The sequence below is a fragment of the Fictibacillus aquaticus genome, from assembly GCF_002245695.1.
Classification (GTDB): Bacteria; Bacillota; Bacilli; order Bacillales; family Fictibacillaceae; genus Fictibacillus; species Fictibacillus aquaticus.
Genome location: NZ_NOII01000003.1, coordinates 40,990 through 55,464, shown reverse-complemented (window position 1 = coordinate 55,464; position 14,475 = coordinate 40,990). Strand labels below are relative to the sequence as shown.

Sequence of the window (14,475 nt, the reverse complement as noted above, 5' to 3'; positions counted from 1 at the left end):
CATTACTTTAAATATTTCGCTTCCCATTTTTCTTGCTTTTCAACTGGGCTGATTTCAGCAATATTGTCATATCCATAATCAATTTTCATCTTACCCGTGTTATTAAGTATAAACGTTAAATGTGTCCACTGTTCTTGATCTTGTTCTTTAAATTCTGCCCATAACCTTGTAAAGCACTGATACAGCTCGTCCTCAAACTCTTCATACATATTTTCGTTCACATTAAATAAATCTGGGATATCTAAGCTGTATACTGGTTTTGTTCCGTTTTTCGGGTAGTAGTAAAAAAAGATTTTCTTATACCCTTCTCTATATTCAGCATATAACAAGATCTTTTGCCAATCTTCAGGAATAGTATCGACTAAAGTATTAGCAATTTGTTGATAGGATTGTTCCATACTTATCTCCTGTATTTAACCCTAAATATCTTCTTCCCATGCTTCTTTTGCATCTGACAATCTTTGTTCTAAAAACTCATAAAATTTATTTGCTGTGTCGTAATCATCCATCAGGTCTATTCCATGCTATAACCGGACATTCTTCATTTACCATTTTGCTTGTATTTAAGCAATAAACGTATTCACCAGCATCCTCTATAGCAACCAGATTATTTTCCAACCAAAGTTCCCTATATCTCTTTGTGGTATCAATAACTGGAGCTGTATCTGACTTTGCGACGCCTAATATATCCACTCCGAATAAACCGCCGGAGCCATACGTTTTTAGGAACCACTTAAAACTATCCGGCAGCACTAAACCCAGTTCACGCTCAACAAGGCAAACTTGGTTTTCATCCACACCGCCCGTAAAGTCGTCTGGTTCTTGATATTGATTAATAAAATTTGTTAATTCTTTTCTATTCATTATGTTTTACCTTCTATTTTATTAATCCCAATTATCAATGGCCTCTTGAAAGCTATCTTGCAGGTATTCATCAAACGATGAGTATCTAATGACTTCTTTTTTGCTTGTATCATCCCAGCGTACAACTTGATAACCTTCAACGGTGTTAAGGCAATAAACAAATTCATCAACATTTTCAATAACTATATATTTGTTAGGTAAGCCTAATTTTCGATAACGCTCTGTTCCTTCCACAACAGATGCGTACTCCGATCCTTCAACACCGAGAATTTCAACTCCGCAAATTCCTCCAGAACCGTAGCTTTTCAAAAATGCTTTATACTCTAGAGGAAAATGAACGGCCAACGCTCTTTCTGCTTTTTCTATATCTTCATCTGATATTGCTCCTGAAAAATCTCCTTCTTCAAAATACTCATTTATCATGTTTACAATTGTACTATTCATTGATTATCACCCTGATATTCTGGTGTGTATTTAATCTTTCAAAAATTTCCTAGCAGCATACAAAGATACCCGAAAAAGTTTTTTTAATCATGTCCTTTATCGGGTAGCAGCTCATACTATTCAAGGTTTCAATTGATATAGATTATATTTTAGGTGGATTTACTACTTCGCCTGGCGATTTACTAATAAGGGGATTAGGAATTTCAAAATTACTCTTTTTTAATTTGTATTTTTGGGTTTTGGTTAATTCAGGATCAAAGGAAATTTCTTGAGATTTAAAGTCTAGATTTATTAGTTTGTTATACAATACATTTAAAAAATCTTTCCATTCACTTAAGGTAGAACTTGAGACTTCTTCAGGATTTTCTAGCATACGATACCCATCAGCATAATGAAACATAAGTAAACCTGTACCAAAATCACAAGCTTCATTTTCTATAATAACTTTTGGTACAACTGACTCTTTATATCGTGTATATCTGTACTATAAAGTAAATTTTTCAAAAGCATATCAGTACTATCCACTACTCCAAACGAACCTCCTGCCTTTAGAAATCTACATCAACGGTTTTAAAGACAATTCCTTAATGTTTAGACCTGTTGCCTATAAGACTATCAAGTGGTGTTTAACTAAGGCTTTATTTTGCTTCTTCTTCATATTTGCTCATACTCTTTATTAAATCTATATCTAGTTCTTCTTTTTTAGTGCTTAAATATTTATGTTCAAAATACTTTATTCTAGCTGTTGGACCAAATTCACTTTTATGCCAATTGGTATAATCAAAATGGACATTTAATTTCTCTGTATCATCTAATATTAATGTCACTGAAAACCAAGGTTCTTGATCGTTATTAATAAAAATTTCTTGGAGTTCATTAGTGAGTTGAAACAGTTTATGAAGTTCCTTATTATAAGCCCTTTTATCAACATTATATAACTTTGGTATATAATGCGAAAAAACGTGTTGCCTCTCACCCCTAGGAGTAAAAAAGAAGAATACACCGCCTTCTCCCTTCTTCACTTCACCATTAAAATAGAAATTATCCCATTCAGTTGGAATCATATCATTAACCTGTTGAGCAATTTCCTTATACAGTTTGTTTAATTCCGACTCAAAACTCATTAATGTCAGCCTCCTGACTATTGAAAAAGCACTTATCAACTAATGGAAATAAGCGCTAACTTAACTTTCTATAAACAGCTATTAGATTAATTTTGGTTAATTAACTTCATATCGCTTTCTCTGTTTCCGTTAGGGGAGATTCCCAATTTCCTATACTTCCATATAATTAGTCTCTCATAATGATTAAGTTTATTTTCATCGAAAATAGTATAATCAAATTCAATATCAAACTTCCCAGTAGAGTACAACTCAAAGGTTAAATTTGTCCAAGGCTCCTGATTATTACTTTTAAATTCTTCCCATAACTCTCTATATATACTGTCTAGCTCATTTAATTGCTGGTCAATCTCTTCTTCATCTACGCCTTCCATGTCTCCAATATCTAAGCTGTAGATTGGTTCCTTCTTGTTTTTTGGATAGTAGAAAAACACTGTTGAATCACTGTGTTCATCAACTTCTGAATATACCATTACTTTTTCCCATGGTTCTGGAATTATAGTATTTATCTGTATAGCCGCTTTTTTATAAATGCTTTCCAAGTTGTTTGTATTCATATATTACCCCTCGCAATAAAAGACCCTGCTATTTATACAAATCAAGGTGTACTTTTATTAAAATTAATAATTCTTTACCCCTGAATCTAATCATCAATACTTCTTTTAAATTAAAAAACCCTCAAAACGGAGTTGTCAGCTGCCATTTGAGAGTTATTTAATTCAATTATTTAAATTACCTTCTTTTACTTCTTCAAACCAATTATCAAAAATATCATCCGGCATAAGTTCTTCTTCATTTGTATAAATCAATTCATATTTATAATTAGCTCTTAAACTGTTTTTCTTAACATCATAGTGTAATTTTATTTCTGTTGGCATATCCCTATTAAACTCTTTACATTTTTTGTGAATAAGCTTCAAGTTTTCATTGCCAATTTTCAAAGCTGCTTTCTGACGTTCACTTGAGACGTCATACTGTAAGTTTGAAATTTCATTTAGTTGGTGTTTATGAATAACTGATCCATTTATTTTATAAAAAAAATCAAAGACATAAATGGTAGGCTCATATGAACAATAAATAAAAATATCGTCTGCCTTTTCTTCAACATATTCTAAACAGATAGCTACCATGTCCGCTTGTAATTCAGAAAAATAATCTTCAAAGACTTTCATTTAACCATCCCACCTTATCTAATTCTCAATACTTGCAAATCTCATACGGCCATCTATTTCATATTCTATATCAAAGCTACTTGGCCTTAAACCATCCCCTTCATAATTTATTTTAACTCTAACCGCAACATGTTTACCTTCTTCTATAGCTTTAGCCCATATATTTTCTAACTTTTTATATTTACTCAAATTAACACTGCTTGACTGAGATACAAGGTTATCATAGTCCGGTGAGCCACCAAATCTATCCCCTGCCAAATGGCCAGCATGATCGCCTGGTTTTTTACCTGGTGTATTTGACTTATGAGGCAGTCGACTCTCACGTTTTGTTATCTTTAAACTATCAGTTTTAAATTCCTTAATTCTGCTGTTTTCATCAGTCTGATAATGATACTCGAACTCGCCTGCTTTATATTTAATATTCGGTTTTAATTTAAATTCGTCTAAAAAGTGGGTACCATCTTTCATAACTATGTCATCCACTTTAGACGCCTGATAAATCGCCTCTTGTTTATCAACATCTCCTACATCATATACCCTAAAATACATCCCGCCAGCTGTAGCAACCTGCTGCTGCGGGGTAAATGCCCTGCCCAGCTGATTAATCTTATCTAAATAAGAAGCGGAGTTTTTCTTGACGACGTATTTGATGTTATTCGCTTTTGCTAGAACGTCAGCTTTTGAGAGTTTTGACGTTTTGGCGACTTTGTCGATTCCTTTGCTGCCTAGAACACCGACGGCGATATTGGTTCCCATGTAGGAGAAGAATTCTGAGCGGGTTTCAGCGTTACCGTTGATTACTTTTTCATCCCATGAATCTGACACTTGATCGGCAATCGCTTTTCCTGTTTTTATTGGATGCTTAGCGGTATATACGACGCCATCCACTACATCTCCTGGATTCTTCACCATGTTCACTACGCCGTCAACTGTGTCGCTGATCGCGTTTCCTGCGCCGTCCCACACACCGTCACCGATGGATTCGAACAGCCCTTTTTCCTTCACGACTGATTTCACATCAGACTCCTTGGTGCCTTTCACTTCCCGCGCCTTCCGCTCGTTTTTCTTCTGCTCCACATAATCCGCGGCAAGTGTGGTGAGCTCACTCTGCAGCTTGTACACCTCGCTTGAGTGGTACGCTTCAGCATTGAAAAAGAGCGGGGAGATGTGTTCGCCCTGTCGTGTGGCATTCATCATTTCGTTGAACAGCAGGCTGACCTGGTCCGCCTGTACCTGAATTGCAATGTATTCCTCGGTCAGCTTCTGGTCAAGTTCATGGACTTTTTCGACGGTCTTTTTCCGTTTCTTTTCCGCACTGCTCATCTTGAGATCTAAATCGTCACTCGAGAAAACGGATAATGGCACAAGGTCATTGATGTTGTTAAAGATGGATTGCAGGGCTTCCTGCTGGTTGGTGACTTGGTCTTTGGCAGCCTTGATTCCCCGCTCCACGTTCTCTTCCAAAAAGGCGACGTGAACAGTCGAATGGCCGCTAAGCTTCGCGTCTTCCAAGTAGCCAGGGATTCCTTTAAAAAATTCGACCGTCATGTCGATCAGCCGCAGCCAGGCGTCCGTCAAATCACGCTGTGCCTGGTAAAAGCCTTTAATCGCTTCGGCACCCATACCCTGAAACTCACTGTCATTTACAATCTTACCAAACTCTTTTTTTAAAATCACAAGCTGTTCCCGCAAGTTCTCATATTCTGTTGTTCGCTGATCCATCGCCGTTTTAAGCGTAGGTGCTTCGTAAATTTTGTTCGCCATGCCTTCACCGCTGCCCTTTCATCTGTTCTCCGACAATCAGTTAAAAATTACCATTGTAGTATATACCCTGCAGTTTGCTTGATAAACAGCCAAATGGGGTGTTTATGTGCAGAATTTGTAGTAAGACGGAACTGTTTTTGGGGGATGGCAGGGGTGGTGAAATAAGCTAATTTGGTAAATTACGTCACTTCGCCCGTGGATGCTTGATTTGCGCCCGCAGATTAGGATTTTACGCCCGCGCGAAGCTCGTCTGCGCCCGCAAATTGCCCTCTCCCGCCCGCGCCACATCGTTTCGCGCCCGCGGGCTGTCTTTCCAGCCGCCATCAGCCTGTTTCCCACCAACAAATCGCCCCACCATCCCGCCAAAACCCCAAAACACACCCGCTCAACGCAAAAAAAGAAAGCAGTCGGACATAATTCCGAATGCTTTCTTCCAATAACTCATTATTTAAGTCTGCTTCTCCAGCTTCACCTTCGCAGTCTTCTTCTTTCCTTCACGGTAGTACACCACTTCGACTTCTTCGCCGATTTTGGTTTTTGTGTATAGGAATTTACGGAGCTGGACGACGTCTTTAATCGGTTGGCCGTCCATCTCGACGATCACATCGAGCTCCTTCAGTCCTGCGCGTTCGGCAGCTGATAACGGAACGGCTTCCATGACGACGATTCCGCTTTTCACATCGTTCGGCAGCTTTAATGTTGTCTGGCGGTGATAGCTGTTCACCTGCTCGAGTGAGATAACGTCAACGCCGAGCTTCGGGCGTCTAACCTCGCCATATTTCTCTAAATCATTGATGATCGGGCGGGCGATGTCGACCGGAATGGCAAACCCGATGCCTTCTACTTCCTGCTGTGCGATTTTTGATGAGTTGATGCCGATCACCTGGCCGCTGATGTTCAATAGCGCGCCACCGCTGTTTCCTGGGTTAATCGCAGCGTCGGTCTGGATGACTTCAGCCTGCCAGTCGGGGCTGCCGTCTCCGTCGATGTCGACAGGGATCGTACGGTCTGCGCTTGAGACGATACCTTGTGTGACGGACCCTGGGAACGTACCGAGCGGGTTGCCGATCGCGATGGCTGGCTCACCGCGCTTCAGGTCGTCGGATGAACCGAACTGGGCGATATCATCTACCTTGGCTCCATCCACCTCTACGACCGCCAGATCCATGAGCGGGTCGGTGCCGCGGAGCTTGCCTTCAAGCTTCGTTCCGTTTGCGAGCGTGATCTCGATTTTGCTTGCTCCGGCGACAACATGGTCGTTCGTGACGACGTATGCTTTATCGCCTTCTTTTTTATAAAGGACGCCAGAACCGGAACCGGCCTGTTCCTGTTGGAAGAAGTCGCCTTGCTGGATCTTCACGACCTCGACGACCGCGCCGGACGTTTTATCGACGGCTTTCGTGATGTCGGTCGTCACGTCAACGTCGACACCTTTTTGGACGTTCTCGTCGTTCGTGCCGAGTCCGTTTTCTTCTTCACCGCCGTAGTTAGGAAGGATGCCTGCTCCCTGCAACACTGGTGTGGCGAGCAGGACGAGAAATGCTCCTAGAATCGCGCCAATAAGTGCCGGCAGGAAAACGCCGCGTCTTTTTGCAGGCGCAGGCGGCCTGCTGTTATATTCGTTGTCGTCATAGTACCCCATAAAGTGTTCACCGTTCCTTTCATTCTCTTACCAAGTATGCAGCAGTTTTCCTTCATTATACGGTCTGTGAAGGTTTTACCATTAATTTTGGGTAATTTTTCATATTTTCCCACACATATCTTGTTATTTCCCGAAAGAAAAGCCCTTAAACAGGGCTTGGTTAGACAACGGCTAATTTTGTTGGGATGACGGCGTCAGTATCGTAGAGTGTGATGTCTTCGCCGATCGCGAACCCGCGTGATTCGAGCGTCTGCTGGACCGCGAGGCGGGCGATGTCCTTCATGTTGTTATCCTTGCTCAAGTGCGCAAGGTAGATGTTTTTCGTATGGTCGCCGATCACGTCTGCGAGCGCGTGACCGCAGTCTTCGTTCGAGATGTGGCCGTGGTCGCCGAGGATTCGGCGCTTAATGTTCCACGGGTAACGTCCCATCATGAGCATGTTAATGTCATGGTTGGACTCGATGATCATGCTGTTGCTTTCCTTGATTGTGCCCTTCATACGGTCACTCACATAACCTGTGTCGGTCATGAGCGTGAGCTTGCGTCCTTCGTGATGAAACACGTAGAACATCGGCTCAGCGGCGTCATGCGATACGCCGAACGACTCAACATCAAGGTCGCCGAACGTGCGGACCGTTTCCATGCCGAACTCGAATTTTTGGTCGAGCGGCACCTCGCCGATCAGCGGTTCCATCGCATGCCACGTATTGGCGTTCGCGTAGATCGGCAGCTTGAACTTGCGCGCCATAACGCCGATCCCTCTTATATGGTCGCTGTGCTCGTGCGTGACGAGAATACCGTCAAGGCCGGCGATCTCGCCGATGTTGGCTCGATCGAACAGCACGCCCATCTGCTTTGCGCTTAAACCGGCGTCAACGAGCAAGCGTGCATGTCCGGTTTCCACGTATATCGCGTTCCCTGTGCTTCCGCTGGCAAGCACGCTGAATTTTAAGCTCATGTTCAGACTTCCTTTCTATTCTTCCCCTTTAAGCACGAGCACCTTACTGTCGGTAGCGTTCACCATATAGTGCTCCTTCTCCGTCTCGATCGACCATGTCGGGGCATACACCTGCAGCTCCTCGATGCTCGCCAGACTGTAATAGCCAAGGCGGATGGTTGTGATCTTGTCGCCGCTGTCGAGATAGCCCATATCGAGCAGCCGGCCGAGTGCTTTTTTCGGAGAGATGATTTCCTGCCAATCTCCCTGTCTCATAATACTGAGGTAAGTCTGCGTGAAACGGAAGACCTCGTTTTTATCGTTGAACTCGAACTTGATCATGCCGTTCGAGCCTTCATAGTTGCGTGTCAGCTCATTGCGCTTTTCATAGTTAACCGGATCAAAGAAAATCGGCTTTTCCTGATATCTCTGCGCGAACCAGATCTGCTTCTTTTCTTTGTCGTACTTATAAAAATCGTAATCTTTCCCGCGGATAACGTTGTCAGTCAGGAAGTTTTCCATCTGGCTGATCACATCAGCACGGCTTTTTTTCATAACGATCGGCTTTTTTATCGTAAAAGCGAGGGTCATGTCTGTGCTCGAATCGGCAAGCGCAATCGCCTTAGTTTCATAGTTCTTCCGCTCATCAGGGGTAAACGAATACCTCTGCCCGCTGATCAGTGTCTGATCTTCACGGTAAGCCGGAATCTTGCCCTTATACTTGATGTTATTGTTCGACAGCCGCTCTTCCAGCGGCTGTTCGCCGAGCGTTTTAATGTTGTTGCGGTCCATCTTCATGTACAGCTGGTAGGCGAGAAACAGGTTGAGCACAAGAAAGGTGAGAATGAAAATGGTCTTTGTTTTATACCAATCCATTAAAATTCTCCCTTCTGCTTAAACAGCGGCTGCCATCGTTTGTTCTCGCCGTATAAAATAAACCATTTCGGCTGCAGCTTGTACACCTGGCTGTCACCCTCCGCCTCCATCGAGAACCCGATGCGCACGTCGTACACATACTCAGGAGCATAGTTCGTCTTCAGCTCGTCCGCTACCGCCTCGCCTGACTGCAGCGTATGAGTTTCCGGATTCTCGTTGAACGGCAGCCCTTTGTCGTTCAGCTCGATGAGCGAGCGCTGGTACTCGTACAGCTCATTTTCATCCCACGTCAGGCTCATCTCCATGTCGCTGTTGAGGATCGGCATGCTGCGAACCTGCGGATAGAACACCGCTCGATAGCTGTTCAGGTCAGACAGGAAATATTCATTGCCCCATCCTGCATGTGTGTTGATATAGTCGATCGAGCTCATGAGCGGGTTCAAGTTCTGAATGCTGCTTCCGGAACCGGCGAAGTTCGTGAACTTCATGCGGCTCACGTTCTCGTTGATAACGAGCGCCGAGCTGACGTCTGTGAACGTCTGTCCGTTTTGCGTCGTCCCGCTCTTCACCGATTGCGGGTCAGGGAAGAGCGCCTTTTTATATTTTTCGTACACGCTGTCAGTGATCGACAGTGCCAAGTATTTATACGATCTTACCTTCACCTTGTCTTTCGGCATATAGAAACGGCGCATCACCTGATTTTCAATGTCATCCGCTGCCACCATATAATCATATTTCATGAACGGCACAGCTGACTTCGACTCAATCGCCTGCACCATCAAGCTCTGAATATCTTTATACGGAAACGTGCTTCCGAGCTTGATCATCTTCCGCTCAGAGTAAGAAGCCAGATAGACCGACGAATCGTTCTGATAAAAGATGATGCGGTCAACGCCTGTCAGACGGTTCACACCCGGATCCTCCAGATGCAGCAGCTGACGGTACACGTCAGACGGCATATTCACCGGAAACACGATCTCGATAAACGGCTTCTTCATCTTTTCCGGCGTAAAATTTATTAACTTCTCTTTTTGATAATAAAATTTCGATGCCTCAAGCCGGCTGCTCACCACATCGAGCAAGCTGTGCCCGACAACGCCGTACATCTGCTTGCCGTTGTGATACACGATCTGGCTCGGGCTGATAACGTCTGACGCCTTCTTGCGGTCAACGACAACTTCCTTTTTCACGACACGCGTGCTCTCAAGCACACCATAGTTCGGCTTGAACGTCCACAAGCTCCATGTGAGCACGAGGCTCAAACAGATAAGGGCCGTCAATGTGACCGACTTGATTTTTTCCCAATTGCGCCTGATCCGGACGATCAGCCGCTGTATCGTTTTTAATACCCGGGTCCAGTTAATGTTCATACGCTTGCCCCCCTTGCTTTTTGCAGAGGCAGCGTAAAGTGGATCGTCGTTCCTTCGCCCCACTCGCTCTCCGCCCAGATCTCCCCGCCGTGCGCGAGGACGATTTCCTTGGCGATCGCGAGCCCGAGCCCTGTGCCTCCGATATCCCGTGACCGCGCCTTATCCACGCGGAAGAACCGATCAAAGATTTTCGACACGTTGTTCTTCGGAATACCGACGCCTTCATCCTGGATGCTCACCTTCACCTTGCGCCCGACCTTGCCAGCCGAAAGCGTGATGTTGCCTCCTTCAGGCGAATATTTCATCGCGTTGGAGATGATGTTATCGAGCACCTGTGTCATCTTATCGGTATCCATCTGAACGAGAATCGGCGTTTCAGGCAGAACACGCTTCAGAACGATATTCTCTTTTTCCAGCATCTCATGACGGTCGATAATATCGTTCAAATACTGCGGCAGATTAATCTCGCGGAACGTGAAACGGAAATCCTTGCTGTCCATTTTCGACAGCTGCAGAAGGTCCGTCACGAGCCGGATCATCCGCTCGGTTTCATTTTGTGTGACCTCTAAAAAGCGCGGCGCGATATTCTCGTCCTGCCAAGCGCCTTCCGCGAGCGCCTCTAAATAGCTGCGCATCGTCGTCAGCGGCGTCCGGAGCTCATGCGATACGTTAAAAACGAACTCGCGGCGCTCGTGCTCGATCTGCTCCTGCTCTGTCACGTCATGCAGAACGGCAATCAGACCGTTCACCGGGCCATCTTCCTTTTGTATCACGGAAAAATTTGCGCGGACCACATAATGCATGTCCTCGCTGCTGAAATCGAGCAGCATCGTATCGTACTCGCTATACAGCTCGTCCCATGTGTACTGTGTATTAAGCCTGAGCAGCTCCATGAGCGGCGTGCCAAGCGCGTTCTGCCGCGATATGTTCAACATCTCTTCTGCCCGGTCGTTCATGAGGATGATCGCCCCGTCACGGTCTGTCGCGATCACGCCGTCGGTCATGTACGTCAAGACCGACCGTAGCTTACGCCGTTCGCTCTCCGTAACAGCGGTCGCCTCCTGCAGTTTTCGTGTCAGGTCGTTGAACGTCATCGCCAGCTGGCCGATCTCGTCATCGCCGTACACTTGAACTTTTCGCGAAAAGTCCCCGCGCGCCATAACGAGCGCCTGCTTCCTCATATCCGCCATCGGCCTCGTGATCGTACGCGCCAGGAAAATCCCCAGCAGCGCCGTAATTACCAGGGCAATAACCGTACCTGTCGTGAGGATCTGGTTAATATCCTGTATCTGGTCATAAATAGACTCGATCGATGTCTCAAGGTAGATCGCCCCGATCGTCTGCCCGTTGTTGTCGATTTTGATCGGCTTCGCATACACGTACAGCCTCTTGTTGATCGTTGGATCGAACATCTCATCCGGATCCTCCGTACCCTCAAGCGCGAGTCGGATTTTCGAGTTGAAGCTGATCTGGCCGACCAGATTCTTGTTCGGATGGGACGCCAAAACGACGCCCTCCTTATCGAGCACTTGAATTTCATTGTCCTTCTTGAACTCTTCGTTCAAAAGGGACTGAATGCTTTCTTCAAGTGTCGTCTGGCGTTCGTCTCGCGGCGTTTTATTCGATTGATACTCACGCATTTTCTGCTCAATATTGAACTCCAGGATGTTCACGCGCTCAACCACAGACTTCGTGAAGTTGCGGCGCAGGTCATCCTCCAGGTTGTTAATAAAGTACACACTGATCACCTGCATGGCGATCAATATGAGCAGCACATAGATCAATACGAACTTAACGTGTATCGACCTGAAAAAACCGACTTTGTTCATGATGCTTACTCCTGATCAGGATTTCGTAAATAATACCCTACTCCGCGTCGTGTGATGATCCATAGCGGATGGCTCGGATTGTCTTCTACTTTTTCTCTTAAACGGCGGACCGTCACGTCAACCGTACGCACATCGCCGAAATAATCATAGCCCCACACGGTCTGCAGCAAGTGCTCGCGCGTCATCACCTGGCCGATATGCTTCGCCAAATAGTGAAGCAGCTCGAACTCACGGTGCGTCAGTTCGATCGTCTCACCGCGCTTCGTAACAAGGTACGCATCCGGATGAATCGTCAGCGTGCCGATCGTGATCTCGTTATTGTTATCTTCTGTTTCGCGCTCCGCCTCGTTCTGGTGGCGGCGCAGGTTCGCCTTCACGCGCGCGATCAGCTCGCGTGTGCTGAACGGCTTCGTCACATAATCATCGGCACCGAGCTCTAATCCCAGAACCTTATCAATCTCTGAATCCTTCGCCGTCAGCATGATGATCGGCGTATCATACTTCTTACGCACTTCACGGCAAACTTCCATGCCGTCCTTCATCGGAAGCATGATATCAAGCAGAATCATGTCCGGCTTCTCTTTCTCAACCTTCTCAACCGCTGTCACGCCATCATAGGCGCAGACGACCGTGAAACCCTCTTTCTCCAGGTTAAACTGAAGAATATCAGCAATCGGTCTTTCATCATCCACTACGAGAATCTTTTTTTCCATCATGGCCGCCCCTTTACGGATACTAGAAAATTTATATGTCTATCAACTGTGTCAACTGTTGTTATCGATGAAACTGAATATATCCTATTTTATCACACTTAAAACAAACACCATACTTATTGCACAGCGTTTCCTGGCTGGGAAATTTACACTTACAGCAGGGTTTTCAAGCATTTTACCTGTTGTTGGGGCTGAGCGGTGCATCTGGGGGATGATTTAGCGGGTATTTCAGGTTACGGCGGCGCGGTTTTAGCCGCTGAGTAGTTGATTTTTGGTGCGGGCCGGCGTTTATGTGCCGTTTTTTTGTGATATGTGCCATTTTTTTGTGATATGCGCCATTTCACAGCGTTATGTGCCATATTTTCAGGATTTGTGCCATTCGCTAAAATTCGACACGCACCGTACCCCACTAAACATAAAAAAGAAGGCAGACCGCAGTCTGCCTTCCCCTAATTTACAACTCTAGAAGCTCTCTTCCGTAATCAGCTCATCCAGCGGCAAGCGATTCTTCTCAAATCCTGCTTTCGCGCCTTTTCCGAGCGCGATCAGCATAACAGGCTTCAAGTTCGCCGGCACGTTGAACGTTTCGATGAACTGCTTCTGGTCATAACCGCCCATAGGCACCGTGTCGAGTCCCTTTGCCTTAGCAGCAAGCATCAGCTGCATGGAAACGAGTCCGCCGTCGATCAGCGCCACGTTCGTCGCATGCTCTTCAGACAGATTGCCGTAATGCTCGTTGATCGTGTTCACATAAAAATCAGCGAACTCCTTTTCCATCCTGCCTTGTTCCACAACCTCACCGTAAATACGGCCCGCGTTCTTGTACGCATCGATATCACCAAGAACGGCGATGATCGCTGAAGCGTCACTCACCTGCTTCTGGTTTTTCGCGATCGGCAGCAGAATCTCTTTCTTCTCCTGCTCACGGATTACGAGGAAACGCCACGGCTGCAAGTTTGAGGATGATGGAGCCAATATAGCCGTCTCTAAGATCTCTCTCAAATCGCTGTCCGCAAGCTGATATGTTGGGTCATAATAGCGGACCGAACGGCGCTCTCTTGCGACTGTGAAAAAATCTGTGCTGTCCAAATCTTTTGGCTGCACGTTCGGGATGTCCATCTCGTTTACTTTATTTAAATACTCTTCTGAAGAAGATTGTTTTGTTGACATATGGTATCTCTCCTTTAACTGTTCATATTTCAAGAACAGTATAGGAGGTTAACTGTATATTTGTCAAGAACAGTTACTCGCAAACAAAATCCCTTCACCCATCATCTCAGGAAAAAGGGATATTACCGGTCGCGCAGCAAATCTCCGACCGTTTTTTCGGAAAGTCCTTGCAGCAGCCAGTTTTCCATCTCATCGATCAGTCCAGCCAGCGCTTTTTGCGTTCCCGGCGCAAAGCATTCTTCTTTATTCACATCCAAAAAGCCTTTCGCGTACGGGTCCGTCCGCATCGCTTCGTACACTTCTGCGAGCGTGATATCATCCGCTTCCTTCGCCAGATAATAGCCGCCGTCACGACCTTCTTTCGCTGATAAAATTCCCGCCTTCACGAGATTGCTCAGCACCTTTCGCAAAAACGAAGACTTCGCACCAAGCTTATCTGCCAGCGCGCCGCTCGGGGCGATGCCGTCAAAGTCAGCCAGCACTAAAAGCGACTGCAGCGCCAGACCAAACCATTTTGTGCTCGAAACACGGGTTTCCTTCATCGTCCTTCACCTCTCTTGTCTATTGTCGGCA

15 protein-coding genes and 1 pseudogene are annotated in these 14,475 nt (G+C 45.5%); all 16 read right to left on the bottom strand.

What is annotated here, in order from left to right; genetic code table 11:
- Positions 1–2: 2 nt before the first annotated feature.
- Positions 3–398, bottom strand: coding sequence for an immunity protein YezG family protein (locus tag CGZ90_RS10790; protein WP_094252519.1), 396 nt, complete (start codon positions 396–398; stop codon positions 3–5).
- A gap of 103 nt (positions 399–501) precedes the next feature.
- A complete protein-coding gene (locus CGZ90_RS10785) occupies positions 502–864 on the bottom strand; it encodes an SMI1/KNR4 family protein (protein ID WP_240515412.1) in 363 nt (120 codons plus the stop codon).
- 21 nt (positions 865–885) lie between these two features.
- Entirely contained in the window at positions 886–1,308 is a 423-nt protein-coding gene (locus CGZ90_RS10780; protein WP_094252518.1) for an SMI1/KNR4 family protein, read from the bottom strand.
- Positions 1,309–1,450: 142 nt separating this feature from the next.
- A pseudogene (locus CGZ90_RS10775) lies at positions 1,451–1,762 on the bottom strand (DUF4274 domain-containing protein); the annotation flags it as partial.
- A 184-nt stretch (positions 1,763–1,946) separates the two neighbouring features.
- The gene (locus tag CGZ90_RS10770) at positions 1,947–2,432 is read right to left on the bottom strand and encodes an immunity protein YezG family protein (RefSeq protein ID WP_094252516.1); all 486 of its coding nucleotides are present in this window, start codon (positions 2,430–2,432) and stop codon (positions 1,947–1,949) included.
- An 86-nt stretch (positions 2,433–2,518) separates the two neighbouring features.
- Positions 2,519–2,986 carry an immunity protein YezG family protein gene (locus CGZ90_RS10765; RefSeq protein WP_094252515.1) on the bottom strand — a complete coding sequence of 156 codons (468 nt, stop codon included), beginning with the start codon at positions 2,984–2,986 and terminating at the stop codon, positions 2,519–2,521.
- A 162-nt stretch (positions 2,987–3,148) separates the two neighbouring features.
- Complete coding sequence (locus CGZ90_RS10760) at positions 3,149–3,601, bottom strand: DUF600 domain-containing protein (RefSeq protein WP_094252514.1); 453 nt, start codon at positions 3,599–3,601, stop codon at positions 3,149–3,151.
- An 18-nt stretch (positions 3,602–3,619) separates the two neighbouring features.
- Positions 3,620–5,365, bottom strand: a complete 1,746-nt coding sequence (locus CGZ90_RS10755; protein WP_094252513.1) for a T7SS effector LXG polymorphic toxin — start codon at positions 5,363–5,365, stop codon at positions 3,620–3,622.
- Positions 5,366–5,813: 448 nt separating this feature from the next.
- Complete coding sequence (locus CGZ90_RS10750; RefSeq protein ID WP_094252512.1) at positions 5,814–7,007, bottom strand: S1C family serine protease; 1,194 nt, start codon at positions 7,005–7,007, stop codon at positions 5,814–5,816.
- Positions 7,008–7,167: 160 nt separating this feature from the next.
- Positions 7,168–7,965 carry an MBL fold metallo-hydrolase gene (locus tag CGZ90_RS10745; protein WP_094252511.1) on the bottom strand — a complete coding sequence of 266 codons (798 nt, stop codon included), beginning with the start codon at positions 7,963–7,965 and terminating at the stop codon, positions 7,168–7,170.
- Positions 7,966–7,980: 15 nt separating this feature from the next.
- Positions 7,981–8,820, bottom strand: coding sequence for a two-component system regulatory protein YycI (locus tag CGZ90_RS10740; protein ID WP_094252510.1), 840 nt, complete (start codon positions 8,818–8,820; stop codon positions 7,981–7,983).
- Positions 8,820–10,190 (bottom strand): YycH family regulatory protein, encoded by a 1,371-nt coding sequence (locus CGZ90_RS10735; RefSeq protein WP_094252509.1) that lies wholly within the window; start codon positions 10,188–10,190, stop codon positions 8,820–8,822. Before CGZ90_RS10735 ends, CGZ90_RS10740 begins: the two co-directional genes overlap by 1 nt.
- Positions 10,187–12,019, bottom strand: a complete 1,833-nt coding sequence (walK, locus tag CGZ90_RS10730) for a cell wall metabolism sensor histidine kinase WalK (protein WP_094252508.1) — start codon at positions 12,017–12,019, stop codon at positions 10,187–10,189. Before walK ends, CGZ90_RS10735 begins: the two co-directional genes overlap by 4 nt.
- Before the next feature lie 5 nt (positions 12,020–12,024).
- On the bottom strand, positions 12,025–12,732 hold the full coding sequence (gene yycF / locus CGZ90_RS10725; RefSeq protein WP_094252507.1) for a response regulator YycF: 708 nt from the start codon (positions 12,730–12,732) through the stop codon (positions 12,025–12,027).
- A 462-nt stretch (positions 12,733–13,194) separates the two neighbouring features.
- A complete protein-coding gene (locus tag CGZ90_RS10720) occupies positions 13,195–13,902 on the bottom strand; it encodes a nitroreductase family protein (protein ID WP_094252506.1) in 708 nt (235 codons plus the stop codon).
- A 122-nt stretch (positions 13,903–14,024) separates the two neighbouring features.
- Positions 14,025–14,444: an RrF2 family transcriptional regulator gene (locus CGZ90_RS10715; protein WP_094252505.1), complete on the bottom strand. Its 420-nt coding sequence runs from the start codon at positions 14,442–14,444 to the stop codon at positions 14,025–14,027.
- Between the last annotated feature and the right edge of the window lie 31 nt (positions 14,445–14,475).

Coding starts and splice junctions, on each gene's coding strand:
- CGZ90_RS10780 (WP_094252518.1), bottom strand. CDS start 1,308: ATGAATAGTACAATTGTAAACATGATAAATGAGTATTTTGAAGAAGGA.
- CGZ90_RS10785 (WP_240515412.1), bottom strand. CDS start 864: ATGAATAGAAAAGAATTAACAAATTTTATTAATCAATATCAAGAACCA.
- CGZ90_RS10760 (WP_094252514.1), bottom strand. CDS start 3,601: ATGAAAGTCTTTGAAGATTATTTTTCTGAATTACAAGCGGACATGGTA.
- CGZ90_RS10735 (WP_094252509.1), bottom strand. CDS start 10,190: ATGAACATTAACTGGACCCGGGTATTAAAAACGATACAGCGGCTGATC.
- CGZ90_RS10770 (WP_094252516.1), bottom strand. CDS start 2,432: ATGAGTTTTGAGTCGGAATTAAACAAACTGTATAAGGAAATTGCTCAA.
- CGZ90_RS10745 (WP_094252511.1), bottom strand. CDS start 7,965: ATGAGCTTAAAATTCAGCGTGCTTGCCAGCGGAAGCACAGGGAACGCG.
- CGZ90_RS10790 (WP_094252519.1), bottom strand. CDS start 398: ATGGAACAATCCTATCAACAAATTGCTAATACTTTAGTCGATACTATT.
- CGZ90_RS10740 (WP_094252510.1), bottom strand. CDS start 8,820: ATGGATTGGTATAAAACAAAGACCATTTTCATTCTCACCTTTCTTGTG.
- CGZ90_RS10720 (WP_094252506.1), bottom strand. CDS start 13,902: ATGTCAACAAAACAATCTTCTTCAGAAGAGTATTTAAATAAAGTAAAC.
- CGZ90_RS10715 (WP_094252505.1), bottom strand. CDS start 14,444: ATGAAGGAAACCCGTGTTTCGAGCACAAAATGGTTTGGTCTGGCGCTG.
- walK (WP_094252508.1), bottom strand. CDS start 12,019: ATGAACAAAGTCGGTTTTTTCAGGTCGATACACGTTAAGTTCGTATTG.
- CGZ90_RS10750 (WP_094252512.1), bottom strand. CDS start 7,007: ATGGGGTACTATGACGACAACGAATATAACAGCAGGCCGCCTGCGCCT.
- CGZ90_RS10765 (WP_094252515.1), bottom strand. CDS start 2,986: ATGAATACAAACAACTTGGAAAGCATTTATAAAAAAGCGGCTATACAG.
- yycF (WP_094252507.1), bottom strand. CDS start 12,732: ATGGAAAAAAAGATTCTCGTAGTGGATGATGAAAGACCGATTGCTGAT.
- CGZ90_RS10755 (WP_094252513.1), bottom strand. CDS start 5,365: ATGGCGAACAAAATTTACGAAGCACCTACGCTTAAAACGGCGATGGAT.